Annotated in this window: 21 protein-coding genes and 1 tRNA gene; 8 read left to right on the forward strand and 14 right to left on the reverse strand. The window is 52.7% G+C overall.

Annotated elements, in window-relative coordinates:
• Window position 1 precedes the first annotated feature (1 nt).
• Entirely contained in the window at window positions 2-709 is a 708-nt protein-coding gene (gene phoB / locus CFK45_RS06055; protein WP_096085545.1) for a phosphate regulon transcriptional regulator PhoB, read from the reverse strand.
• A gap of 106 nt (window positions 710-815) precedes the next feature.
• Window positions 816-1,679, reverse strand: coding sequence for a 4-hydroxybenzoate octaprenyltransferase (ubiA, locus tag CFK45_RS06060; RefSeq protein ID WP_096085546.1), 864 nt, complete (start codon window positions 1,677-1,679; stop codon window positions 816-818).
• 153 nt (window positions 1,680-1,832) lie between these two features.
• Here ubiA and CFK45_RS06065 point away from each other — a divergent pair, with 153 nt between their 5' ends.
• The 3 genes from CFK45_RS06065 to CFK45_RS06075 are packed head-to-tail and all read left to right on the forward strand — an operon-like array spanning window position 1,833 to window position 3,790.
• Window positions 1,833-2,117, forward strand: a complete 285-nt coding sequence (locus tag CFK45_RS06065; RefSeq protein WP_204378429.1) for an HU family DNA-binding protein — start codon at window positions 1,833-1,835, stop codon at window positions 2,115-2,117.
• Window positions 2,118-2,126: 9 nt separating this feature from the next.
• Window positions 2,127-3,422, forward strand: a complete 1,296-nt coding sequence (locus CFK45_RS06070; RefSeq protein ID WP_096085548.1) for a dicarboxylate/amino acid:cation symporter — start codon at window positions 2,127-2,129, stop codon at window positions 3,420-3,422.
• A gap of 56 nt (window positions 3,423-3,478) precedes the next feature.
• Window positions 3,479-3,790, forward strand: a complete 312-nt coding sequence (locus CFK45_RS06075) for a putative signal transducing protein (RefSeq protein ID WP_096085549.1) — start codon at window positions 3,479-3,481, stop codon at window positions 3,788-3,790.
• 47 nt (window positions 3,791-3,837) lie between these two features.
• Here the strand turns inward: CFK45_RS06075 and CFK45_RS06080 are convergent, their stop codons facing one another.
• The 4 genes from CFK45_RS06080 to CFK45_RS06095 all read right to left on the reverse strand — a co-directional run bounded on the left by CFK45_RS06080 (window position 3,838) and on the right by CFK45_RS06095 (window position 10,002).
• Window positions 3,838-5,229: an aminoacyl-tRNA deacylase and HDOD domain-containing protein gene (locus tag CFK45_RS06080; protein ID WP_096085550.1), complete on the reverse strand. Its 1,392-nt coding sequence runs from the start codon at window positions 5,227-5,229 to the stop codon at window positions 3,838-3,840.
• A gap of 260 nt (window positions 5,230-5,489) precedes the next feature.
• The gene (locus tag CFK45_RS06085) at window positions 5,490-6,800 is read right to left on the reverse strand and encodes an aminoacyl-tRNA deacylase and HDOD domain-containing protein (protein WP_158224615.1); all 1,311 of its coding nucleotides are present in this window, start codon (window positions 6,798-6,800) and stop codon (window positions 5,490-5,492) included.
• Between the two features lie 196 nt (window positions 6,801-6,996).
• Window positions 6,997-9,081, reverse strand: a complete 2,085-nt coding sequence (gene recG / locus CFK45_RS06090; protein WP_096085552.1) for an ATP-dependent DNA helicase RecG — start codon at window positions 9,079-9,081, stop codon at window positions 6,997-6,999.
• Window positions 9,082-10,002, reverse strand: coding sequence for a hydrogen peroxide-inducible genes activator (locus CFK45_RS06095; protein WP_096085553.1), 921 nt, complete (start codon window positions 10,000-10,002; stop codon window positions 9,082-9,084).
• Between the two features lie 53 nt (window positions 10,003-10,055).
• Here CFK45_RS06095 and CFK45_RS06100 point away from each other — a divergent pair, with 53 nt between their 5' ends.
• On the forward strand, window positions 10,056-10,961 hold the full coding sequence (locus CFK45_RS06100; protein ID WP_096085554.1) for a Rossmann-fold NAD(P)-binding domain-containing protein: 906 nt from the start codon (window positions 10,056-10,058) through the stop codon (window positions 10,959-10,961).
• Here CFK45_RS06100 and CFK45_RS06105 read toward each other — a convergent pair.
• The 4 genes from CFK45_RS06105 to CFK45_RS06120 all read right to left on the reverse strand — a co-directional run bounded on the left by CFK45_RS06105 (window position 10,936) and on the right by CFK45_RS06120 (window position 14,083).
• On the reverse strand, window positions 10,936-11,481 hold the full coding sequence (locus tag CFK45_RS06105) for a hypothetical protein (RefSeq protein ID WP_096085555.1): 546 nt from the start codon (window positions 11,479-11,481) through the stop codon (window positions 10,936-10,938). The genes CFK45_RS06100 and CFK45_RS06105 overlap by 26 nt on opposite strands.
• 23 nt (window positions 11,482-11,504) lie before the next feature.
• Window positions 11,505-12,584: a ferrochelatase gene (gene hemH, locus CFK45_RS06110; protein WP_096085556.1), complete on the reverse strand. Its 1,080-nt coding sequence runs from the start codon at window positions 12,582-12,584 to the stop codon at window positions 11,505-11,507.
• Between the two features lie 189 nt (window positions 12,585-12,773).
• Window positions 12,774-13,676: an FHA domain-containing protein gene (locus CFK45_RS06115; RefSeq protein WP_096085557.1), complete on the reverse strand. Its 903-nt coding sequence runs from the start codon at window positions 13,674-13,676 to the stop codon at window positions 12,774-12,776.
• Window positions 13,677-13,873: 197 nt separating this feature from the next.
• Entirely contained in the window at window positions 13,874-14,083 is a 210-nt protein-coding gene (locus CFK45_RS06120) for a hypothetical protein (protein WP_096085558.1), read from the reverse strand.
• Between the two features lie 242 nt (window positions 14,084-14,325).
• On the opposite strand from CFK45_RS06120, the gene CFK45_RS06125 reads away from it, so the two are divergent.
• The 3 genes from CFK45_RS06125 to CFK45_RS06135 all read left to right on the forward strand — a co-directional run bounded on the left by CFK45_RS06125 (window position 14,326) and on the right by CFK45_RS06135 (window position 18,002).
• A complete protein-coding gene (locus CFK45_RS06125; RefSeq protein WP_096085559.1) occupies window positions 14,326-15,951 on the forward strand; it encodes a S41 family peptidase in 1,626 nt (541 codons plus the stop codon).
• 120 nt (window positions 15,952-16,071) lie between these two features.
• Window positions 16,072-17,652 (forward strand): S41 family peptidase, encoded by a 1,581-nt coding sequence (locus CFK45_RS06130; RefSeq protein ID WP_096085560.1) that lies wholly within the window; start codon window positions 16,072-16,074, stop codon window positions 17,650-17,652.
• Complete coding sequence (locus tag CFK45_RS06135) at window positions 17,649-18,002, forward strand: hypothetical protein (protein WP_096085561.1); 354 nt, start codon at window positions 17,649-17,651, stop codon at window positions 18,000-18,002. The genes CFK45_RS06130 and CFK45_RS06135 overlap by 4 nt, the downstream gene beginning before the upstream one ends.
• Here CFK45_RS06135 and CFK45_RS06140 read toward each other — a convergent pair.
• Both CFK45_RS06140 and CFK45_RS06145 read right to left on the reverse strand, forming a co-directional pair.
• The gene (locus CFK45_RS06140; protein ID WP_158224616.1) at window positions 17,999-18,820 is read right to left on the reverse strand and encodes a D-hexose-6-phosphate mutarotase; all 822 of its coding nucleotides are present in this window, start codon (window positions 18,818-18,820) and stop codon (window positions 17,999-18,001) included. The genes CFK45_RS06135 and CFK45_RS06140 overlap by 4 nt on opposite strands.
• Before the next feature lie 66 nt (window positions 18,821-18,886).
• Window positions 18,887-18,963: transfer RNA gene (locus tag CFK45_RS06145), tRNA-Arg, on the reverse strand.
• Window positions 18,964-19,160: 197 nt separating this feature from the next.
• On the opposite strand from CFK45_RS06145, the gene CFK45_RS06150 reads away from it, so the two are divergent.
• Entirely contained in the window at window positions 19,161-19,565 is a 405-nt protein-coding gene (locus tag CFK45_RS06150; protein WP_096085744.1) for a c-type cytochrome, read from the forward strand.
• A gap of 95 nt (window positions 19,566-19,660) precedes the next feature.
• Here CFK45_RS06150 and CFK45_RS06155 read toward each other — a convergent pair whose 3' ends face one another.
• Window positions 19,661-20,161: an aminoacyl-tRNA deacylase gene (locus CFK45_RS06155; RefSeq protein WP_096085563.1), complete on the reverse strand. Its 501-nt coding sequence runs from the start codon at window positions 20,159-20,161 to the stop codon at window positions 19,661-19,663.
• A 163-nt stretch (window positions 20,162-20,324) separates the two neighbouring features.
• Window positions 20,325-22,346 (reverse strand): DNA helicase Rep, encoded by a 2,022-nt coding sequence (gene rep, locus CFK45_RS06160; RefSeq protein ID WP_096085745.1) that lies wholly within the window; start codon window positions 22,344-22,346, stop codon window positions 20,325-20,327.
• Window positions 22,347-22,515 lie beyond the last annotated feature (169 nt).

Below are 22,515 nucleotides of genomic sequence, written 5' to 3' on the forward strand. Positions count from 1 at the left end.
ATTAATCTGCAGCGGCTGCAATCTTGTTGGAGAAGCGGTAACCCGCGCCGCGCACAGTTTGAATGTAACGGTCGTGATCTTCAAGGGTTAAGGCTTTGCGCAAGCGGCGAATATGGACATCGACGGTGCGTTCTTCAACGTAAACGTTGGAGCCCCAGACGTGATCAAGCAGTTGGCTGCGGCTGTAGACACGCTCCTGATGGGTCAGGAAAAACTCCAGCAGGCGGTATTCGGTGGGGCCGATTTGAATGGGCTTGTCGTTGATCGTAACGCGGTGGCTGATAGGGTCGAGGCAGAGGCCGTCGACGTGAATCGGCTCGGTTGGCTTGACGGCCTGGGTGCGGCGCAGAACAGCTTTGAGGCGGGCGACCAACTCGCGCGGCGAGAAAGGTTTGGTGATGTAGTCATCGGCGCCGACTTCGAGGCCCTGAATTTTGTTATCTTCCTCGCCTTTGGCCGTCAGCATGATAATCGGCACATTTTGCGTCAGGTCGTCGCGCTTGAGTCGTCGCGCCAACTCAATACCGCTGGTACCGGGCATCATCCAGTCCAGCAGCACTAGGTCTGGCTGGGCGTCGACAATGACGGCGTGCGCCTCTTTGGCGTCGGCTGCTTCCAGCACTTTGTATTCGGCCATTTCCAGGGCCACACGTAACATGTCCCGGATTGGGGCTTCGTCATCTACTATCAGGATAGTTTTTTGATTCATTGCTCTGCTCTACTGCTGGATGGCATCGAAGTTCGCCGTGGAGCAAATTTAATAAAGCGAAGGTTACGATTTTATGACAATTGTAGTTTTACTGTCATGAAAGTGTCTAAATAAATGCTTTATCGAGCACAATGCCGGCAAATATTGTCATTCCGACAAAATTGTTATGTAAAAAAGCTTTAAAACATAAACTCGGCTCGCGCGCTCGTATCAGCCATTGCTGATATAAAAATAACAGTGCGGTGATGACAACACTGAGCTTATAGATGCCACCGAGTTCAAAACGTTGGCCGACAAGTGCCAGGGCAAAAATGACGGTGAACTGTAAAAATGCGGTAATCATACGGTCGGCGTCGCCAAACAGTACCGCCGTGCTTTTCACGCCAATCTTTATGTCGTCGTCCCTATCGACCATTGCATAAAACGTGTCGTAGGCGACAGTCCAGAGCAGCACAGCGGTGTAGAGCAACCAGCAGCGCGCGTCGAGGTGATTGTTTTGTGCGGCAAAAGCCATTGGCACGGACCACGCAAAAGCGGCACCGAGAACGACCTGGGGCAGGTGACTGTGGCGTTTAACAAACGGATAGAGCGAGGCGAGGCCGACGGCGGCAAAGCTCAGCAATACGGTGAGCTTGTTGGTAAACAAAACCAAGCAAAACGCGACGCTGCACAGCAAACTAAATAGAATCAGAGCTTCTTTGCTGCTGACCAGGCCCAGCACCAGTGGGCGGTTTTTAGTGCGCTCGACATAGCCATCGAAGTTCCTGTCGGCAAAATCGTTAATAATGCAGCCGGCCGAACGCATTAAGATGGCTCCGGCAATAAAAATGGCGAGATTGCGCCAGTCGGGCACGCCATCAGCGGCCAGCCATAGGGCCCAGAGTGTTGGCCACAAAACTAAATAAATACCGATAGGGCGATCGAGGCGCATCAGCGCTGCGTAGGCGCCGAGCTTTTGTCGTGCTTGCATAGTGTTCTTTGCTAGTGTTTGCGGCGAGCATAGCGCAGAGCTGTGTTGAGCTAAAGCTTTGTGAGGCTAGCTGGGCATTTCTCGTCCTTAGAATTGCTGTTTTTGGAATACGTGTGGCGCTATGCTCTAATAATCGACGATGTGGAGGCGCCTTTGAAACAGCGCGAACTTTTACAGCAGCTTGCTGTTCAGGCTGGCATTACTAAAGCTGAGGCCGAGTTAGTGCTCGAGGCGCTGATCGAACAGTTGACAATGGCGCTGGCTCGCGGCGATCGGGTTAATTTACTCGGTTTTGGCTCTTTTGAGCGCAGCTGGCGCAAATCGCGTCAGGGGCGTAACCCCGCTACCGGAGCGCCAATCGAAATTGCCGGGCACTATCAGGCGCGCTTTAAGCCGGCTCAGAAATTTAAAGACTCACTGACTCAAAGATCAGAATAAGGAAAAACTGTGCTTAAACTTCCGCTCTATCAGCAGATTTTACTCGCCATTGCGCTACCGGTGCTGCTCAAGCTGCTCGCTGGTATTTTCTCATTTAGCTTTGATCAGACGACAGTCGTTTTAGGGGTGAACCTGCACGATGTATTTGCGTTTATCGGCGCGATGTTTTTAAACGGCCTGAAGATGGTTGTGGTGCCGTTGGTACTGGCGTCAATTATTTGTGCGGTTAGTGGCATAGCCGGGCAGCGAGATTTGGGCCGGCTCGGCGGTAAAAGTTTGCTGTTTTATGTGTTTTCAAGTTTTGCCGCGATCATGGTCGGTTTGTTTTTTGTAAATTTAATTGCTCCGGGCATTGTCGACGGTGAGCCGGCAAAAGATTTGCTCGCCCTCAGTGATGATGCGGCTGTGCAAAGCAAACTAGCACTGGTTGAAGGGCGTGGCACCGGCGATATTGCCGCGGTATTTTTGCGCATGTTGCCGCCCAATATTGTCGCAGCGGCCGCTGATGGGCAGATGCTCGGTTTAATTACCTTTGGAATTCTCTTTGGTTATTTCATGATGCAGGTGGCCAAAGAAAAGCGCAGTGTGCTCGAAGACTTCTGGCAGGGAGTATTTGAGACGATGATGCTGATCACCATGTTTGTTATGAAGTTCGCGCCACTGGGCGTGCTCGGTTTGATTGGCAAAACGGTGATGGCAACTGGCTTTGCCGGGCTTGAACCGATGCTGGTATTTATGTTTTGTGTTATTGCCGCCCTGGCCGCGCATATGTTTATTACAATGCCGCTGATTTTACGTTATGTGGCCAAGGTCAATCCTATTAAACACTATCAGGCCATGGCCCCGGCTTTATTGACGGCGTTCTCTACCGCTTCGTCGTCGGGTACGCTGCCACTGACAATGGAGTGTGTTGAGAAAAATGCCAAGGTCAGTAACAAAACCGCAGGTTTTGTTTTGCCGCTTGGGGCGACAGTCAATATGGATGGCACGGCCCTATATGAATGTGTTGCGGCGATGTTTATTGCTCAGGCTTACGGGCTCGATCTGAGCCTCACAACTCAGTTCACCATCGTTATGGTGGCGCTGCTAACTTCTGTTGGTGTCGCCGGCATTCCCGCTGCGAGTTTGGTTGCTATTACAATTATTCTTGCCGCGATAGGCCTGCCTGCTGAGGGCATAGGCTTGTTGCTGCTAACCGATAGGCTGTTGGATATGATGCGCACTGCGGTCAACGTTTGGGGAGACAGCTGCTGTGCTGTGGTGGTGGCAAAATCCGAGGGCGAAGAGCAAGTGCTCAAAGACTAGGGCTAACTGACTCTGGGTGAGTTTCCATTGGGCCCACTTACGGGCCGGAGCTATCAGTGAAATTACTTTTTACTCACGAAAATAGCATTATTGTTGAGAACGCTAAAAACTGTCTGCGTGAAGCTGGAATTGATTGTTTATTAAAAAATGAGTTTTCTTCTGGTGCCGTAGGCGAGTTGGCGGCAATTGAAACGTGGCCGGAGCTTTGGGTGCACGAGCGTGAATTTGATCGCGCTCGGCATATTGTCGAGGCGCTCACAGCTAAATCCGAGCGCCGGTCTTGGCTGTGTCAAAGTTGTAGCGAAGAAAATGATGCTTCGTTTGATCACTGTTGGAATTGTCAGCGCGATAATGGTGGCGAGCTATAAAAGTACAGGGTTTTAAACTTTTCTAGCTCGCCTTTAGCCGCCAGTTGTTAGCCGCGCATTTTTTCTGCAATCGCATCGAGATCATCGCCGGATTCCAAAATATTATCGACGGTGCTTTGTGCGCTGTCTTCACTTAAATTTAATGCGTCAAATATATCGGCATCTATTTTTGCCGGCAGCATATCGCCAAAACCTTTATTGGCGAGCAACTGTTTAGCAACGTAGTTTAGCCTTGCGTAACTGGCGTGCTCACCTTTAAATCTTGCATTGCTTTGCTGGCGCAGGGCAACAACAACTTCGTTAGGCATATTCCAGTTTTCGAGCAGCCAGCTTGCAATTTGATTGCCGCTGACACCGAGCGTGTGTTGTTCCACGGCGGCGGGGTGCACGTGTGGATTTGCGGCGCGGGCTCGGTTTAACAGTTGGTAATACGGCGGGAAGATCTCGGCGACTACGAGTGAGCCAAAGTTATTTAGTAAACCACTTAAATACGCCATGCCAAAGCCCGGGCGGTATTCGCGGCTGATACTGGTCACTAAACCTTCGACGGTTGCCGCCGTGTAGACTGCATTGCGCCAATATTCGTCGATATCGTTTTTAGTAAGCACTTTCATCGACAGGGTTTTCCCCAGTGCGAGCCCGAGCGCCAAATTCAGTACCATATCGAAGCCGAGCACACGCACGATGGCGTCGTGCACGCTTTTGATTTTTCCCGGAGCTGAATAGTACGGCGAGGCGGCCCAGCTGACGACTTGCGCGGCCAGGCTCGGGTCTATTTCGACGATATTAGTCAGGTCGTTGATATCGGCATTGGGGTCGGCTCGCAGTTTGATAATACGCTGGGCAGTATCTGGCAAGGGGGGCAGCTCGAGTGTTTCATCGAGGCGCTGGCGAATGCGGCGTTCAGTGAAGCGTTTAACCGAGTCAAGAATTTGCGCCTCGTCGTTACTGGCATCGCCGCTGACATCGGGTGCGGGGCTGCTGAAGTTACCAACTTCACAGGGCTCGGCCATGTTGATAAAACTGTCGTGATTGAGTTTTACCAGTTGGTGGCTATCGCCGGAATCGAGTAATAACTCGTCTTTTTTTAGCAGGCTTTCATCGATAAATGTTGGCAAGTTTTGCCACTGCGGAATGGCCGGCACGCTGTGTAATTCTTTGGCGTTGATCAGAGACCAGACTTCATGGGTGGCGACCCCTTCAAACTGGCGGCCAAAATGCCTAAACATGGCGTCGAGGTCGACGATATTGTGCTGGGGTACAAGTACCTGGACCTGCTGATTTTGGTTGTCTTTGAGAATAAGTCCTTTGACTAGACAGCTTGTTTCATCTTTGGGCACGATGCTCAGCGCCTCGCTTGTAGGTGGTTTTTCGGTAATGGTGAAAGATACGTTCTGCTTATCCTGCAGTAGGTCGAGTATTTTTTGTGAGACGGCCACGCTCTGCTCCTCAAACGCCGTTTAACTCAGGGATCTGAGCTGTTAATTCCCTTTAATGCAGTGGGCTTTGCCTTTTAGCATAGTTAATAAAAACTGGGCTTGCGCTCGGCGCTAGAGGAATTTTGCTCAGTGCCAACAGGCGCGAACGTGGCGGTAATTAAGAAGCGTTTAAGTACTGGTAGAAAAGAGCACTCGGCTCGCGTATGTACGAGCTGAGTGAACGTTGACGATAAGTAAAAATAACAAATAAAACGAGGCGCTTAGTAGCGGTTCTGTTCGCCGAGTATGCGGCAGTGTTCGAGCACTGAGTCTGCGTCTTCTTTGCGGATGCCGAGTTGGTGAAGCTCGTCGTCGACAGCTATTAGAGGGCCGTTGACGAGGCCTTGTTCGGCGAGCAGGGCACTGGCGCAGCGCAGCAGTTGCGCATAGCGCTGGTGTTCGCCGCGGTAGTCGGGTTTGTGTTGCTCGGTCAGTGCGGTGATGATCTCTTCCGGTAACGACCAGCTTTCGAACAAGTAGCAGGCGAGGGCGTCGCCGCTAACGCCAATAATTTCGGTCTGCGCACCGCTTTGGCCGATATGTACGTTGGCGCGTTCGACCCGGCGTATCTGGCGGTGATACAGCGGAAATAGCTCGGCGATCAGCAGCTGGCCAAAATTGCGCAGCAAGCCCGTCATGCGCGCTAATCCGAGCTCCAGGCGCGGTCCCTGGCGGATTTGGGCTGCGAGGGCCGTGCAGCAGTGAGCGGTGAGGCTGGCGTTGTGTGCGTAAAGCTCCAACTGTAGTTGGTCGAGGCCTTTGACTTGGTTGTGGCTGGCCAAACACAGGCAAAGGTTCAGCACTTTGTCGTAGCCGAGCACTCTGTCAATGGCATCGCGCACGGACTTCACTTTAGTCGGGGCTGCATAATAAGGGGATGAGGCCCAACTAACGACTTGCAAGGCCAGGCTCGGGTCGTTTTCGACAATGCGGCACAACGCGTTTGAATCGCGCGGGGCGTTGCGCTGGCGCAGGATCTCTTCGCTACTGTGGCGCATAATTGGCAGCTCTAAGGTTTCGTCGAGGCGCTGGCGCAGGCGGCGGCTATTAAAATCGTGGCTCTGGCGCAGGTTTTTTGTGCTCTGCCTTAGCGGGTGGCTAAAGCTGGCGTGCGGCATATTGGCGACCGCTTGTTTAAAGTCTTCAAGGCTGAGCTTGATCGAATCGTTGGGGTTGCCGCTGTCGAGGTAGAGCGTTTTGTAGTTAAACAAACTGGTATCGATATAGCAGTTTAATGCCTGCCAGCCGGGCATTGCCGGTGCGCGTTGCAGCGCGCGCGGCAGCTGGTCGGGGTTGAGGCCGTCAAAGTGCCCGCCAAAATGCAGCGCCAGTTGGGACAGCTCAAGCACGTGGTGGGTTGGGATCAAAACCAGTACGTAGTTTTGCTCAGACTCGTGGTGGTGGCGCAACAGACAGGCACGCACCAGCGTCTCGCTGCTATTGGCCAAAGCCAAACGAGAGCATGCCTCACCGAGGTTGTATGCAAATTTGTTCGAGTTTAACCAGCGTTCCAGCTGGGAAGCTGTGTCCATAATGCTGTTCTCCTTGGCCAGCATATGTGCAACTATCCGTGCCTAGGCCTATCGTGGGCCTGGCTCTGCGACGCGGAGCGTAGTCAGGTTCGGCGCCAACCTTACCTCAGAGCACGGAAACAACAAAGCCCTGGCGCTAATTTTGCCAAATACTCTGTGCTTTTTGATGAAAAAAACGCCAACTAAGTTTAGCTGCCTATGCTAATGCATAGTGCTGGCGCTGGCCAAACCAGCGCTGTATAAGTTTTTCTGCTCGTTCGGGCTGTTGCTGGAGCAAGTTCTGGCCGTAGTCGTGCACAAAACTGAGCATCGGTGCATCGCGCTCCTGGTCGGCGACACGGTAAAGCATATCGCCGGCTTGGCGCTTGCCTAAAAACTCGCCGGGGCCGCGCATTTCAAGGTCTTTTTCGGCGATATAAAAACCGTCGCTGCTCTCGCGCAGTACCTGCAGGCGCTTTTTGCCGTGCTCGCTGAGCTTGTCGCCGTAGAGCAAAATGCAGTGGCTGGCGATTGTGCCGCGGCCGACGCGCCCGCGCAACTGGTGAAGCTGAGCCAGGCCCAGGCGTTCGGGGTTTTCGATAATCATAACGCTGGCTTGCGGCACATCGACGCCAACTTCAATCACGGTTGTGGCTATCAGTACTTGGCTGTCGCCATGTTTGAATTCGCTCATGCGCTGCTCTTTTTCCGCCGGTTTCAGGCGCCCGTGAATCAGGCTGCAGCTGATGCCCGGCAGTGCTGTGCTGAGTTCACTAAACGCAGTTTCAGCGTTTGCTGCACTGAGTGTTTCGCTTTCTTCAATCAGCGGGCAGACCCAATACACCTGGCGACCTTCGCTAACGGCCACTGCGACTCGGGCGATTACTTCAGACTTGCGCTTTTGACTGATAGCCACCGTTTGGATGGGGGTGCGCCCGGGCGGTAATTCATCGATAACACTGAAGTCGAGTTCGGCATAGGCTGTCATAGCCAGTGTGCGCGGGATAGGGGTCGCTGTCATAACCAGTTGGTGAGGCACAAGTTCGCTGAGGTTTTTGTCGCGCAGACTCAAGCGCTGGGCAACACCAAAGCGGTGCTGTTCGTCGATAATAACTAAGCCCAGATGGCGAAATTTAACCTTGTCCTGAAACAGCGCGTGGGTACCGATAACGATGTCGCACTCGTGTTTGGCAAGTTTGTCGTAACTGGCCTTTTTTTGTTTGGCGGTGAGTTTGCCGACAAGCCAGTCACAGCGCAGCCCGAGCGGTTGCAGCCAGCTGCTGAAATTGTTTAGGTGTTGCTCGGCGAGGATCTCGGTGGGCGCGACGACGGCAACTTGCAGGCCGTTGCGCACTGCGGCGAGGGCGGCAAGCGCGGCGACCAGGGTTTTGCCCGAGCCGACGTCCCCCTGCACCATGCGCAGCATCGGCTGACTTTGTTTAATATCGGCGGCGATTTCGTCGACGACACGCCGCTGTGCGCCGGTCGGCGAAAACGGCAGCGAATCGAGTAGTGGCTTTAAGTCTTCGCTGCGCACCTCAATGCACGGCGCTTGTTGCTGTTTGTTTTTGGCTCTCTGGCGCTGGTGGACAAGGTAGTGGGCGAGCAGTTCTTCAAATGCCAGGCGCTGTTGCGCGGGGTGAAGGCCGTCGAGCAGCAGTTGTTGATCGCTCTCGGCCGGTGGTGCGTGTAGCAGTGCCAGCGCATCGGCGAGGCTGCTGACGGCAAAATGACGGTTGATATCGGCGTCGAGTAATTCTTCCGGGCTGTGCTGTTTAAGCAGTTCAAGCGCCTGTTCACAGAGCTTTCTCAGCCTCGGTTGGCTGACGCCGTCGCAGAGCTGATAAACCGGTGTTAGTTTGGCTTCGCTGTCCTGCTGTTGAGTTTTTTCATCGATAAACTCGTATTCGGGGTGGTAGAGCTCTAGCCCCGACGAGCCGGGCCGCAGTTCGCCAAATAAGCGCACGAGGCGGCCGGCTTCGAAGCTGTTTTTCTGGGCCGCATTAAAGTGAAAAAAGCGCAGGCTCAGGCGCCCACTCTCATCTTCAACCTTGATATTGAGGCTGCGCCGGCGCCCGAATTGAATTTGGCTACTGAGTACACTGGCTTCAATCAGGGCCATGTCGCCCATGCGCAGGCTGGCGATGCTGCGCACCCGGCTGCGGTCTACGTAGCGAAACGGCAGGTGGAACAGCAGGTCCTGCACTGAATACAAATCGAGCTTGCTCAAGGTTTCGGCAAATTTTGCGCCGACTCCGTTGAGCGCAGTCAGAGGCAGCTGCGCAAGTGATGGTGTTTGCATCTACAGCTGGGCGCCAACACCGCAGTTGTGAATGGCCTGGCGCAGCGCATCGATGGCCTGCAGGCGCGGGAAGCTTGCACGCCAGGCCAGAGCCACCGTGCGCTTAGGCGCTTCGCCGGCAAAGGGGCGTATCGTCAACATATCTTCAGAATAGCGCCCGGGCATCGCCGCGGAGCGCGGCAGTACAGTAATGCCGAGACCGGAGGCGACCATGTATTTTAAGGTCTCGAGTGAACTGCCCTCCGCGGCGCTGCGTACTTTACCGCGATTCTCGTCGAGCGAGGGCTTGAGCTTGGGGCAGGCATCGATAACTTGGTCGCGAAAACAGTGGCCTTCACCGAGCAGCAATACCTGTTGTTCGGACAGTTCGTCAGCGCTGATACTCTGCTGTTTTGCCAGAGGGTGGTTTTTATCCATCAGCACCACAAAGTCTTCTTCGTACAGCGCCTGGGTCACAACATCGGCTTCAGTAAAGGGCAGGGCCACGACGATGGCGTCCAAGTCGCCCTGGCGAATGCGACGGCGCAGCGTGGCGGTATAACTCTCTTCGACGTACAGAGGCATATCTGAGGCGAGACTGTGCAGTTCGGGAATTAATTGCGGCAGCAGGTAGGGGCCAACGGTGAAAATAGCGCCGATATGCATGGGGCTGGTCAGTTGATCTTTGCCGGAGCTGACGATGTCTTTAATTGCCGCGGCCTGCTCAAGCACAATTTGGCTCTGCTGAATAATTTTTTCGCCGAGGGGGGTGGCGTAGACTCTGGTTTTACTGCGCTCAAACAGCGCCACGCCAAGTTCTTCTTCAAGTTTTTTAACGGCGATGCTCAAGGTCGGCTGGCTGACAAAGCAGCGCTCTGCGGCGCGGCCAAAGTGCTGCTCCTGGGCGAGGGTGACGATGTACTTGAGTTCGGTTAAAGTCATGGGGAAATCTATTAAGAAGTTTCAATTAATAAGAAAAGTTTAACGTAGTGAGCATGAAGATCAACAGTGTTTCGAGCGCCTCGACAAGTGAAAACCCGCCCAATAGTACGCGTGTGCTCTGGCTTGGCTGGGGGCGTTTGGGCCGCTTGGCGCAGCCGGCGCTGGAATCGAGCTTTGAGCTGATCAGTGTTTCGCGCAGCCCTGCCGAGCGCGACAAGCACCTGTGTATGGATCTCGCCGATAGCGGAGCTTACCAGCGCTTGATGTCGCTGCAGGCAGATGTAATCGTATTGACATTAAGCCCGGATCAGCGCTCGGTTGAAGCCTACCAGCGCAGCTATGTTCGGCCTCTGCAATTGCTGCTTGCGGCCTTACAAAAAACCAAGCAGCGGCCTTTTATTTTGTGTATATCCAGCTCGAGCCTGTGGGGGCAAGCCCAATCTGGCTTGATAGACGAGCAAACCGAGGCGCGGCCGGACAGAGCCACCGCGCAGCAGCTGCTGAGCATGGAGCAGGCCCTGCGCGCTAGTAAGCTTGCCCACTGCATAGTGCGTTTTGCCGGTATTTACGGTGATGGCCGTTTCCATTTGATTAAGCAGCTTGTCGCGGGCAAACCCGGCCCCGCGCGCTGGACCAATCGCATACACGAGCGCGACTGTGCCCAGGTTATTGCTTTTTTACTTGAGCGTTGGCGCCGGGCGCTGCCTGTGCCCGAGCTAGTTATTGGCTGTGACAGCGAGCCCTGTTTGAGCACGGATATACAGGGTTTTATTGCCGAAGCGTTGGCCCTGCCGTGGCAACCTGCTGCAGCTGAAAGCGAATCTCTGAACGAGCGCCGCTTGAGTAACCGGCTACTGTTGAGCTTGGGTTATCAATTTATTTATCCGGGGTATCGGCAGGCCTACCCAACCATTATTGAGCAGTACCGCCAGCTCAATAGTGACCGAGATCGCGACTGAGGTCTTCGCGGGCATTACTGATTTGACTGAGGATAAGCCTGTCTAAATCTTTGTTGGCCTTTAGGCCGAGGCGCCGGTGCAGTAGATATTCGGCGTCTAAATAAGTGCTCAGGCTGTATTTGGGCAGCTTATCGGCGCCGTAGAGTATGCAAACCCAGTCGTCGACACAGCGGATGTACAGTTCGGGCGGCAGGCTGATATAAGGCGCAAACTGATAGTGCAGGCCTTTGATATTGCGCTCGCCCGGAGCGCGCAAACCCGGAGGGCGAATAAGGCTGAGACTAAGTGTCCACGGCAGATGCAGCAGGAAAAAAAACAGCCGTATCAGCCACCAGCTGAGCCACAGCGGGCTGCTGAGTATTAACATTAGCAAAGGCAGTAGCTTATTTAAACCGCCGGCCTGGCTTAAGCTCTGTTTAAACAGCGGCGTCGGCACCAGGCGCTGTTTAAACTGCTGCCAAATCCAGATTCGCTGCCAGCGACGAAGGCAGCGAAAACACTGCGCCTCTTTGCTTGTCATAATCTGGCCTAGGGACATAAAACTTATTTCGCTATTTTGTTGTGCAGGTGTTGATCATAGCGCTCAGAGCTGGTGCTATCGTGGCTGATCCAGCCCTGCAGGTTGTCGAGGCAGAGCTCAGCGAGTGCGTCGATATGTTTGTCGTCGCTGTTAAGCGCGGCAATATAATGGAACTCTTTGCCGCCGGCCTCTAAAAAATAATCTCGATTCTCTACTTTTATCTCTTCTAGTGTCTCCAGGCAGTCGGCGGCAAAGCCTGGGCATATAACGCTGACACTTTCACAGCCTTCTTTGGCGAGGCGCTTGAGTTCGAAATCCGTATAGGGCTGCAACCAGGTTTCGCGGCCAAAGCGGCTTTGAAAACAGCTTAAATACTCATCTTCGCCAAGCGCCAGTCGTTCGGCAACAGCGCGGCTGGTTTGCAGGCAAAAGCAGTGGTACGGGTCGCCCGCGTGCAGATACCTGAGCGGCAAACCGTGGTAAGAAAATATTAGTTTCTGCTGGCGCCCGTGCTGTTGCCAGTGCTGCTCGATGCTCTGCACCAGGGCATCGATATAGGCCTGCTGCTGATGGTAACCCGAAATAAAGCGCAGTTGCGGCAGCCAGCGGCGTTGGCGGAAGTCCTCGCTTAAGGCATCGAAGCTCGAAGCGGTGGTGCTGGCACTGTATTGCGGGTACAGAGGCAGTACTAACAGGTGATCGACACCGCTGTCGAGCAGGCGCTGGCAGGCTGAGCCTATGCTCGGTTCTCCATAGCGCATGGCCCAGTCGACAACGATGTCCTGTTGGCTGCGCGCGCTGAGCCGCTGCTGCAACGCCGCAGCTTGATTGGCGGTGTGTAAAGCCAGTGGGCTGCCCTGTTCGGTCCAAACTTCTCGATAAGCCTGGGCCGATTTTTTGGGCCTAAACGGCAAAATAAACAAGTTAAGAATCAAAAACCAGAGCAACCTGGGCACTTCAATAACCCTGGGGTCGCTGAGGAATTGCTTGAGATAGGGCCTCAAGGCTTTGGCTGTCGGCTGTGTTGGTGAGCCTAAGTTGCTTATAAGAACGCCGATGCGCCGAGCTTGGCCGTGTTGAAAAGCTTGGGTGCGAAATTTCATGGTGTTTGAGTATGACACAGAGGGGCTGAGGTGGATGAAGTATTTTGCCTGTGCAGTACTGACAAAAGCTAGTTTTGGATCTCGCAGATTGTTGAAAAACTGTCGGCCTTGTCACTTTCGCGGGAAAAGACTTTAAGCTTGCTTATCTAATGTACAAACGAGTTACAAGATCGGCGTAAATTTTTGACGCTATGCAATATAAGTTTGGTAGACAAACCAAAGTGCGGCGGCACTTGCCAGGCACGCGGCAATGAACATCAGGCTTCGCAAAGATTTGGATGAGCCTTTGTTGTTATCGTTTAGCTGCGGCTGATCATTCAGCAGCGGTTCCTGCAGGGGAGGAAAAGGGTTGCTTGCCGGTGGCCGGCGCTTTTTGGCTGCACTTCGCGCAGGGTTTGCTGTTTTTTTCTGTAGTTGCGGGCGCAAGGTGGTGCTGTCGTCGCGGCCGTGAGTCTTGGTTTCTGCGAGCAGTTGCGCCGGGCCAACAAGGCGAAAGTGCAGGGTATCGAAGGCGATATCGTCGCCGTGTTTTAACTGTTTGCTCTTAATGCGCTCGCCATTGACAAAGGTTCCGTTTGACGAGGCCAGATCTTCAATGCGGATTTGATTATTGCTGACAGTGATACGCGCGTGTTCACGGCTTAGGTGCACAACGTTTAAACACACATCACATTCGTGCGAGCGGCCTATGGTTTTGCTGCCCGGGGGCAGAGCGATAACTTTGTTGGCCATCGCGGTATTGCGCCCCTGCAGCGTCCAGTGCTGGCCGGCTTGCAGAGTTTTTTGAGCCTGTTGTTGGCGCAGTTTTTTGGGGTCTTCGATGACAAAGCTGGAATCGCCGATGTCGAGCTCATCGCCGCTCTGTAGTTCACAGTGATCGGCAATGCTCTGGCCGTTGCGGCGAACACAGTTGCTGCCGCCTATATTTTCGAGCCTTAGCTGGTCACCGTTGACTCGAATGCAGGCCTGTACGCCTTGGACACCCTGGCCGTGAACCTGGTAGTTATTATTTGCATCGGTGCCAAAACTGTAGCGTTCATCAACCAGCCACTGGGCATGTCCGTTTGCTCTTTTGGGTTTTATTTGCAGCATTTGTGTTTCTGGGGCCTGTGCACACTAGCAAAATCCATGGTTATAAGCAGAGGTTAAACCAAGCTTTACTATCTGACTAGGCGCAAGCTTACATAAGTATTTGATTGTTTTTGCCCTGCCAGGCTGAACACGCTTTGGCTAAATTTCAGGCATAAAAAAAGCCAGCGCGGGCTGGCTTTTTGGCTAAGCGGCTCAGCTTATTCAGCGGCGTCGTCTGCAGCTTCTTCGGCAGCCTCTTCAGCTTCTGGTTCAGCCTTAGGCTCAGGCTTCTTCAGCAGCTCTTCTTTATAAAGGATTTCGACTTTATCTTCGCCGTTAATCCACTTAGCGTTGGTGCCACGAACAGCGTAACGGCCGTCACGACGTTGGAATACGGTGTACTCGGCGGTTTTCTTAACCAGTTTCATAGGGCCTTTCCTCGATGTGAATGGTGGTGCCAGTTGCAGGCGCGCGGATTCTAATGCGTACTTTGGCTAAAGGCCAGCACTTTCTTTGCTCTGTAAGAATCTATTGTCAGTAGCACACAAAGTATAAAAGAGTGACAAAATGGTAACCTAGATGGCTTCGGCGCCAGCTATGATGCTTTTGCCTGTGGCAGAGCTTGTGATAAGGCGCAGGTAAACGCCGGATAGTTAAGGAGAAGATAATAATGAAGATTAGAATGTTGCCACTACTAGCAGTGCTGATATTGAGTGCCTGCGGAGGCGGCTCATCTTCAGGTGGCGGCGGCCTTGAGCCCACTACAAACACAGGTTCAAACAGCAGTGCCGAGGACGACACTGCCGGTGGCGGAAGTGAGCCAAACGCTGTTTCGGATGCCGATACCAATGACATCCTAAGCTGGCAATTGGGAGACTTTGCTCCGAGCTTTAATTTTAAAGACTACTGCGCCGAGCCGAGAGCCGCCAGCTCGGCGTCTGGCGACAGCTACAACGATAAAGCCGGCAGCCTGCAGCACGAAAAGATGTGGTTGCGCAGTTGGAGTCATGAGAGTTATTTGTGGTACGACGAGATCGACGATGTCGACCCCGAGCCTTTTGTCACTGCACAAGCCTATTTTAATGTGCTGAAAACGCGCCAGCGCACTGCTTCTGATGCGCCCAAAGATAACTTTCACTTTTACCAGGACACAGCCGAGTACAAAAAACAGACTCAGAGCGGCGTGCGAACCGGCTATGGTTTAGCTTTGTCATGGTGGCAGCGCGGCGATGTGCGCGAGCTTGTTGTGAGCTATGTCGAACCAAATTCTCCGGCTGAGCGCGCGTTGATAGATCGCGGCAGTGTGCTGTTGGCCGTCGATGGCATTCGCACAGACCAGCTCGATAATGAGCTATTAAAACAGCAGTTTATTGCAGCGTTATCGCCTGAAACAGAGGGTGAAAGTCACAGCTTTTTGTTTCGGGATTTAGACCCAAGTGTTGGCGAGCGGCAATTGAATATGCGCTCGGCCAATGTTGAAACGTCACCGGTACTTTTAAGCAGCTACTACGATGTTGGCGCTAATAAAGTAGCGTATTTAGTGTTTAACCGTTTTATTGCTCCGGCCCAGCCCGAATTGATTTCGGCTTTTGAGTCTATGCAGCAGCAGGGGGTCAGTGAGCTGATTTTGGATTTGCGCTACAACGGTGGTGGTTTGCTTTATCTCGCTGCTCAACTCGCCCATATGATCAGCGGTCGCTCAGAATCCGAGCTGTTTTTTGAGCAGCAATACAACGACAAAATAGAGTCCGCCGGCCCGATACCGTTTGTTTCGCGTGAAATTGACTATGGCGCCGGGCGTTTTTTAGATCAGCGCCTGCCGAGCCTGAATTTGAACCGAGTATTTATTCTAACCGGCGCCGGTACTTGCTCGGCAAGTGAAGCGGTTATTAACGGCCTGCGTGGTGTCGATATTGATGTTCTGCTGATCGGCTCGCAAACCTGCGGCAAACCCTACGGTTTTACCGCCCAGGACAATTGCGGTACGACCTATTCTACGATTCAGTTTCAGGGCGTTAATGCCAAAGGTTTTGGAGAATACTCGACAGGCTTTGCCGCTACAGGCAGCAGCAACGACGCCGTCAAAGTTTCCGGTTGCGACGTCGAGGATGACTTTAGTGCTGTACTTGGCGACAACAAAGAAAAGCGCCTGCAAGCGGCGCTGAGTTTAATTGGCACAGGTTCGTGCCCAAGCAGTGCCTCTGCCGCGTTAAATAAAAGCCGAGGGCAAACATCGGTGCTTCCGTTTGAAACGGACTCGCTTTTAAACAACGGTATTTTTGAGTTGATTAAATAACAGGAAGTTAATGGCGGGCTTTGATATAGCCTGTTTAGATGCTATCGAAATATAAAATCCATAATTCAAGCGTTATAGGTTATTATTAATGCCTTTTGCAGTACGTTGTAGGGATTGGGAATGAGATTTAAGCAGTCTAATGTAGCTTTGATTTTGCTCGGTAGTTTACTTGGAGCCTGTGGGGGAGGTAATACCTTTCCAACACCAGCTCTGGAGTGGCAACAGGGGCGTTTTGAAAAAAGTGCGTCGTTTAAAGACCGCTGTGAGTTGCCCAGAAGTGGCAGCGATGCAAGTGGCAATGCTTACCCCGATAAAGACGGTAGTTTGGTTTATGAAAAAATGTGGCTGCGCAGCTGGAGCTACGAAAGCTATCTTTGGTACAGCGAAATTGACGATGTTAATCCAAATGATTTTGCAACGCCGCAAGCCTATTTTGATGTCTTAAAAACTCAGCAAAGTGGTGTAGAAGATAGGCCTAAAGATGCTTTTCACTACTATGTTGATACGGCTGAATTTGAGCTTCAATCTGAAGCGGGTGTAAATGTTAACTACGGTTTGGGGCTCAGTCTGTATGGCGAAGGTGAAAGCAGCCTTCTTCAGGTTACTTATGTCGAGCCCAATTCGCCGGCTTCAGCTGCAGAGCTAAATATTTCCCGAGGTGCGACGATTTATTCGATCAACAACCGTGCAGTTGGTACGTATACCGGGGCCGAGTTGGCAGCCTTAATTGAGCCGGGTGTTGCCAACCAAAGTTTGATACTTGAGTTGGCTGATACAGAGCTTGCGTCACAAGTAAATCAAGCTACTGCCACGCGTACAGTGACTTTAGTGTCAGCGGCTTATTATTCTAGCCCCGTGTTGCAATTTAACTCTAATGTGGCTCCCGCTTCTTCTTCGCGAGTGGCTTATATGGCGTTTAACAGTTTTATTTCTAGCGCTCAAGATACGCTAATCGATAGATTTAATGAGATGCAAGCAAATAACGTTACCGAGCTTGTTCTCGATTTGCGATACAACGGCGGCGGCTTGCTGCACTTATCGTCCCAGCTTGCGTATATGATTAGCGGAAAAAGTAGCAGCGATACTTATTTTCAGTTTATTTACAACGATAAGAGCCCAAGCGGAGAAATTCTGCCTTTTGTAGATACAAAAATTGATTATGCTGCCGGCGAGACACTTGCACAAAAACTTCCGAGCCTTGAGTTGGATAGAGTATTTATTATTGCCAACGAAGGTACATGCTCTGCGAGCGAAGCTTTGATTAATGGTTTGCGTGGCGTTGGTGTGCATGTGCACTTAGTCGGTGAGCAAACGTGTGGCAAGCCGTATGGTTTTATCCCTGAAGACAACTGTGGAACAACGTATTTTACGATTCAGTTCCGGGGTATTAACGACGTAGGTTTTGGTGATTATGCCAATGGTTTTGCGCCGATGGGCAGCTCCGGCGGCGGTTATAAAATACCAGGCTGCCCGGCGATCGATGATTTAAGTAAAGAGCTTGGCGATGCTACTGAGGCAAGTTTAAGTACGGCGCTATCGTTTATTGACGATGGCAAATGCGCAAGTGGCACGCCTCCTGCCACAACAACTGCAAGTTCGGGCTCCGGGAGCTTTAGCAAGAGCGCTGCAGAGCCGCTTAAGCCCAGCCTGATAGGGGGTGATAAAATCATTGATAATATGATCTGGGAGCCCATTCAGTGAAAACGCTATTTATCTTGATATTGAGTGTTGTGCTATTGGCGTGTGCGGCGCAGTCGGCAGAGAAGCCCGCTCAGCCGGCACGAATGGTCAATGCCGATGCTCTCGCTCATCAAGAAATAGCAGCGTTAATTGCCAGGGCGATCAATCAGAGTTCGGTGCAGTTATCGTCGACGATGTTTGAGCAAAGCCCGGATCTTTTTATCGCTAAAAAAGATCTGACGGGCATGCAAGTCGGTATGAAGGCGGGTACGCGTTTTAGCCTGCTCAAGCAGGGGCAGCAGTGCTTGCTTGAGGGCAAAGACCAGCGCTGGCCTCTGCAGCATGTTCAGTGTGTTGTATTTGAGCCCTAGGGCTCTTTTATATCTTTTAGGCTGTGCAGCTCAATAAGCTGCTCGCCAAACCAGCTCTCGCCGGCTTCGAGTGTTTTTCTCGGGTCGACGAGAGCCGCCTCTACACAGAGCATATTTAGATATTCCTTATCGGCCATATCGGCCAACTCGGCGGCGCCTTCGCTCCACGGGTTCCAAACCACCACTTCGCTAAAACCGGTATTTTTTAATACGCGGGTTCTGTTGGGCTCAACGATCTTAAGGTCTTTATTGACGTTAAAATACATGCGGTCTATTGCGGCGTCGACGCGCAGCTCGTCGGCCTGCTCTTTGTGGCGCTGTTTAAAATCGTTGCCGTTGTCCCAGTACTCAAAGCCTTTTAGGCCGAAAACTTTTGTGTTGGCCAAATCGTCGATAGCAAAATAACTGTGCAGGGCCGCGGCAAAGTCAAAGCGCTGAGTGCCGATATTTTTTATTTGCAGCTGCATTTTTAAGCGGTTTTTTGTTAGTTCAGCTGTGAATTTTGCGCTGAATTGTCCCGGCCAAAGCTCGAGACTGTTTTGATCGCTGTGCAATACAAAGCTCAGGCTGTTTTCGTTTCGGCTGTCTAGTTGCCAGTTGGCACTGCGCAAGAAGCCGTGGCGAACACCGTCGCCTATGGCGGCAAATTGGGGGAATATAAGCGGCACACCGCCGCGTATCGCCTTGCCTTTGGCGAAGGCACTTTGCTCGCTGAGAAACAGCTGCTCTGCGCCATTGCAGTTCCAGCTGCTCAAGTGGGCGCCCTGGTGATAGATACGCAGGCTGTCTTCGCCGTAGCTAAGTTCGGAGTAAGTCATTGCTTTCATCTCTATATATTGCCGCGAACGGGCAGAGGGAGAGGGTTGCGCACTAGCGCAAAAAAATGGCACACCCGGAGGGATTCGAACCCCCGACCAAGTGGTTCGAAGCCACCTACTCTATCCAGCTGAGCTACGGGTGCACGGGAGGGGCCTAACGGCCACACGGCGGGCATCATACTGGTAGCTGGCCCGCTTAGGCAAGCTGATTAGAGCTTGCATGTCGAATGCGGCACAATTGGGCCTACTAATCGGGCAGGCTATAGGTATAATCTGCGCAAAAACTATATTGACCCAAATATTTCGACTTTATGTCGACCTAAGTTTCGTGGAACTCATTATGAAAACTGTTATTGCCTCACTGCTCGCTGTGGCTGCTGCGCTGTCTGCATTGGCTATCGCTGACGAATCCATTGACGAACGCTTGAAGCCCGCCGGCGAGCTTTGCATGGCGGGGGACGAATGCGCTGCGGCCGTCGTCGAAGTGGCAGCTAGCTCTGGCCCTCGCTCGGGCGACGATGTCTACGGCAGTAAGTGCGCAACCTGTCACGCCACGGGCGCAGCTGGCGCGCCTAAGCTCGGTGATGCCGGTGCCTGGGCACCGCGTGTAGGCCAGGGCATGGACATACTCTACGCTCACGCCCTCGAAGGTTTTAACGGCATGCCGGCCAAAGGCCTGTGTTTTGACTGCAGCGATGACGAAATCAAAGCCGCGGTTGATCACATGGTCGAGAATTCCAAGTAAGTTTTTCTTAACTTACCGGTACACGCCAAAAGCCCGCTCAGAGTGTTGAAACTCTGAGCGGGCTTTTTTGTTTTGGTATAACTAGTTTTGCCGCGTTAGTGAATGTGGCGGTAGATTTCCAGTGCGTCCGTTGCACAGCTGATAGTGCTCAGGTCGCAGTCGTCCATCAGCGCTTCAAAATCATCTTTGCTGATGTGCACGAGGTGGCGGTGGTCGCCGCCCTCGAGATAAATATCGTTGACGTGTTTGAGTGAGCGGTCCCAGACGACGTCGATGCCATAGGGTGTACCGAGTGCGGGCACGGCGCCCTGCTCACAGTCGGGGAAGAGGTTTTGCAGCTCATTTTCTGCGGCGAGCTCATAGCGGGCGTCGAGCTCGCGGTTGAGCCAATTGAGCACAAGAGAGTGGGAGCTTGGCAGCACGCACATCAGGTAGTGGTAGCGATCTCTGAGTATGACTGCTTTGGCTAACTGGCTGGGGCTCACGTGGGCGCTGTGAGCACTTTGCATGGAGTTGTTGCTTAAAGGGTGTTCTAACACTTCAAATGGAATGTTGGAGCGCATTAGGTAGCGCTCGACAGCTGGTGAAAGGGCCATGGCTCTGTCCTCCTGCGTGACCACAGAGCGACTTTCTCGCTATGCAGCCGAGCCGTCAAGCTAAGTCGCGCCTTTACATTCAAATTATCTAAGCAGCAATTTGTTTATCGTTAATAGGCCCTAACTTATCGATTTTATACGTGTTGTTGTTCTGGCTTAGTGATTAATCAAACATGTTCATCAAAGAGCTTAAAGTCTCGGCGCCTTTTTTGTCGATGTCTTCCTGGCTGGCCTGGGAAAAGCCTTCTAGTTCAATATCCTCTTCGGGAACTTCTTCGAGAAAACGGCTCGGTGTTGTGCTCTGTTTTTCACCGTATTGTTTGCGGGTGCCGGACAGCGTTAGCGTCAGGCATTTTTTGGCGCGTGTTATGCCGACATAAGTCAGGCGCCGCTCCTCTTCGATATTGTTTTCTTCAATGCTCGAGCGATGTGGCAGTAGTTCTTCTTCAAAACCCACTAAAAAAACATGGGGAAATTCCAGGCCTTTGCTGGCGTGCAGTGTCATTAATTGCACGCGATCGCTATCGTCTTCTTCCTCTTGCCGGTCGAGCATGTCGCGCAAGATTAACTTGGTGATTGCGTCGTTGAGCCGGGCTTCGTTGTCTTCGAGTTCATCTTCGTTGCGCTCGAGTGTCATGCGGATGGAATCGACCAGAGTACAGACATTTTCCCAGCGCTTTTCTGCGACTTTGGGCGAACTGGCATTTTGGTGCAGCCAGCCTTCGTAGTCGATATCTTCGAGCATTTCCTGAATAGCGGTGACGGTGTGCTTGTCGTGGCAGTTTGTTTTTACGTGCTGCAACCACAGCGCAAAGTCACTGACGCGCTGGTGGCTTTTTTCCGGCAAGATCGATGCGGCGCCCAACTCAGTACATGCGCTGAGCAGGCCAATTTCCCTTTCTGTTGCGTAGCGGCCGAGCGCCTCGAGGGTGCTGGTGCCAATTTGCCTGCGCGGTGTGTTGATAACCCGCAAAAAGGCGTTGTCGTCGTCGGGGTTGACCAGCAAACGCAGGTAGGCCATTACATCTTTAATTTCGGCGCGGGCAAAAAAGCTGGTGCCGCCGCTGATATTGTAGGGAATTTGGTGGTGCTGAAGTTTGAGTTCGAGTATGCGGCTTTGGTGGTTGCCGCGATACAAAATTGCAAAGTCTTTGAATTTTAGGCCCCGGCGCATTTTCTGAGTCAGAATTTCGGTGGCAACTCGTTCGGCTTCGCTGTCTTCACTTGGGCAGCGGATGGCTCTTAGACTTTCACCGAGGCCCAAATCCGACCACAGGCTTTTGTCAAAGTCGTGCGGGTTGTTGGCGATTACCGCATTGGCTACCCGCAAAATACGCGAGGTCGAGCGGTAGTTCTGCTCGAGCTTGATAACTTCGAGATTGGGGAAATCTTTTTTAAGCAGGCTTAAGTTTTCCGGGCGGGCACCGCGCCAGGCGTAAATGCTCTGGTCGTCATCGCCGACGACAGTTAGGGCGCCGCGGTGGCCGATAAGCTGTTTGACCAGCTCGTACTGGCTGGAGTTGGTGTCCTGGTATTCGTCGACAAGCAAGTAGCGAATGCGCTGGCGCCAGCGGGCTAACACTTCCTCGTTGTTTAAAAACAATTGGGTTGGCAGGCGGATCAGGTCGTCAAAATCAACTGCGTTATAAGCTTTAAGTGCATCGTTGTAGCGCTCATAAATAAACGCGATCACTTTTTCGCTGTTGCTTTCGGCGAGCTCCTGCGCTTTTGCCGGCTCGATTAGGCCACTTTTCCAGTTACTGATTTGCATCTGCACTGTGTCGAGCAAGTCGGTGTCGAGGTCGCCGTCGCGCAGCATGATCTCTTTAATCAGGCCGCGCGCGTCTTCCTGGTCAAAGATGCTAAAGCTGCTTTTGTAACCGAGCACCCGGCATTCGCGGCGGATGATATTGAGGCCGAGGTTGTGAAAGGTCGATACGGTCAAGCCGTGGCTGGCTTTGCCTTTGACCAGCTTGCCGACACGCTCTTTCATTTCGCGCGCGGCTTTATTGGTAAACGTCACTGCCGCGACATGGCGCGCGCTCATGCCACACTGTTCAATCAGGTAGGCGATTTTGCGTGTGATCACGCTGGTTTTACCCGAGCCGGCGCCGGCGAGCACAAGGCAGGGGCCGTCGATGTAGTTGACGGCTTGTTGTTGGCGAGGATTTAGCTGATTGGCCACGGTTTTACTTCTAAGCGGCAGGACTGGGCCCGGCAGTTTAGCAGGTTTGTTTTTGCTTTCGGCAGGCAAATTTAGCAGTTTTTATGTTTGCGGAGGCAGGCTTGCAGGCCCTGCTAGGCCTGCCGGCTTTAAGTCGTGTTAACAAACCCTGGGGTACGCGGGGAGCACG

It is taken from the genome of Agaribacterium haliotis, assembly GCF_002312815.1.
Lineage (GTDB): Bacteria > Pseudomonadota > Gammaproteobacteria > Pseudomonadales > Cellvibrionaceae > Agaribacterium > Agaribacterium haliotis.

Coding starts and splice junctions, on each gene's coding strand:
- phoB (WP_096085545.1), bottom strand. CDS start 709: ATGAATCAAAAAACTATCCTGATAGTAGATGACGAAGCCCCAATCCGG.
- ubiA (WP_096085546.1), bottom strand. CDS start 1,679: ATGCAAGCACGACAAAAGCTCGGCGCCTACGCAGCGCTGATGCGCCTC.
- CFK45_RS06085 (WP_158224615.1), bottom strand. CDS start 6,800: ATGGACACAGCTTCCCAGCTGGAACGCTGGTTAAACTCGAACAAATTT.
- recG (WP_096085552.1), bottom strand. CDS start 9,081: ATGCAAACACCATCACTTGCGCAGCTGCCTCTGACTGCGCTCAACGGA.
- CFK45_RS06095 (WP_096085553.1), bottom strand. CDS start 10,002: ATGACTTTAACCGAACTCAAGTACATCGTCACCCTCGCCCAGGAGCAG.
- CFK45_RS06100 (WP_096085554.1), top strand. CDS start 10,056: ATGAAGATCAACAGTGTTTCGAGCGCCTCGACAAGTGAAAACCCGCCC.
- CFK45_RS06105 (WP_096085555.1), bottom strand. CDS start 11,481: ATGACAAGCAAAGAGGCGCAGTGTTTTCGCTGCCTTCGTCGCTGGCAG.
- hemH (WP_096085556.1), bottom strand. CDS start 12,584: ATGAAATTTCGCACCCAAGCTTTTCAACACGGCCAAGCTCGGCGCATC.
- CFK45_RS06115 (WP_096085557.1), bottom strand. CDS start 13,676: ATGCTGCAAATAAAACCCAAAAGAGCAAACGGACATGCCCAGTGGCTG.
- CFK45_RS06120 (WP_096085558.1), bottom strand. CDS start 14,083: ATGAAACTGGTTAAGAAAACCGCCGAGTACACCGTATTCCAACGTCGT.
- CFK45_RS06125 (WP_096085559.1), top strand. CDS start 14,326: ATGAAGATTAGAATGTTGCCACTACTAGCAGTGCTGATATTGAGTGCC.
- CFK45_RS06130 (WP_096085560.1), top strand. CDS start 16,072: ATGAGATTTAAGCAGTCTAATGTAGCTTTGATTTTGCTCGGTAGTTTA.
- CFK45_RS06140 (WP_158224616.1), bottom strand. CDS start 18,820: ATGACTTACTCCGAACTTAGCTACGGCGAAGACAGCCTGCGTATCTAT.
- CFK45_RS06150 (WP_096085744.1), top strand. CDS start 19,161: ATGAAAACTGTTATTGCCTCACTGCTCGCTGTGGCTGCTGCGCTGTCT.
- CFK45_RS06155 (WP_096085563.1), bottom strand. CDS start 20,161: ATGGCCCTTTCACCAGCTGTCGAGCGCTACCTAATGCGCTCCAACATT.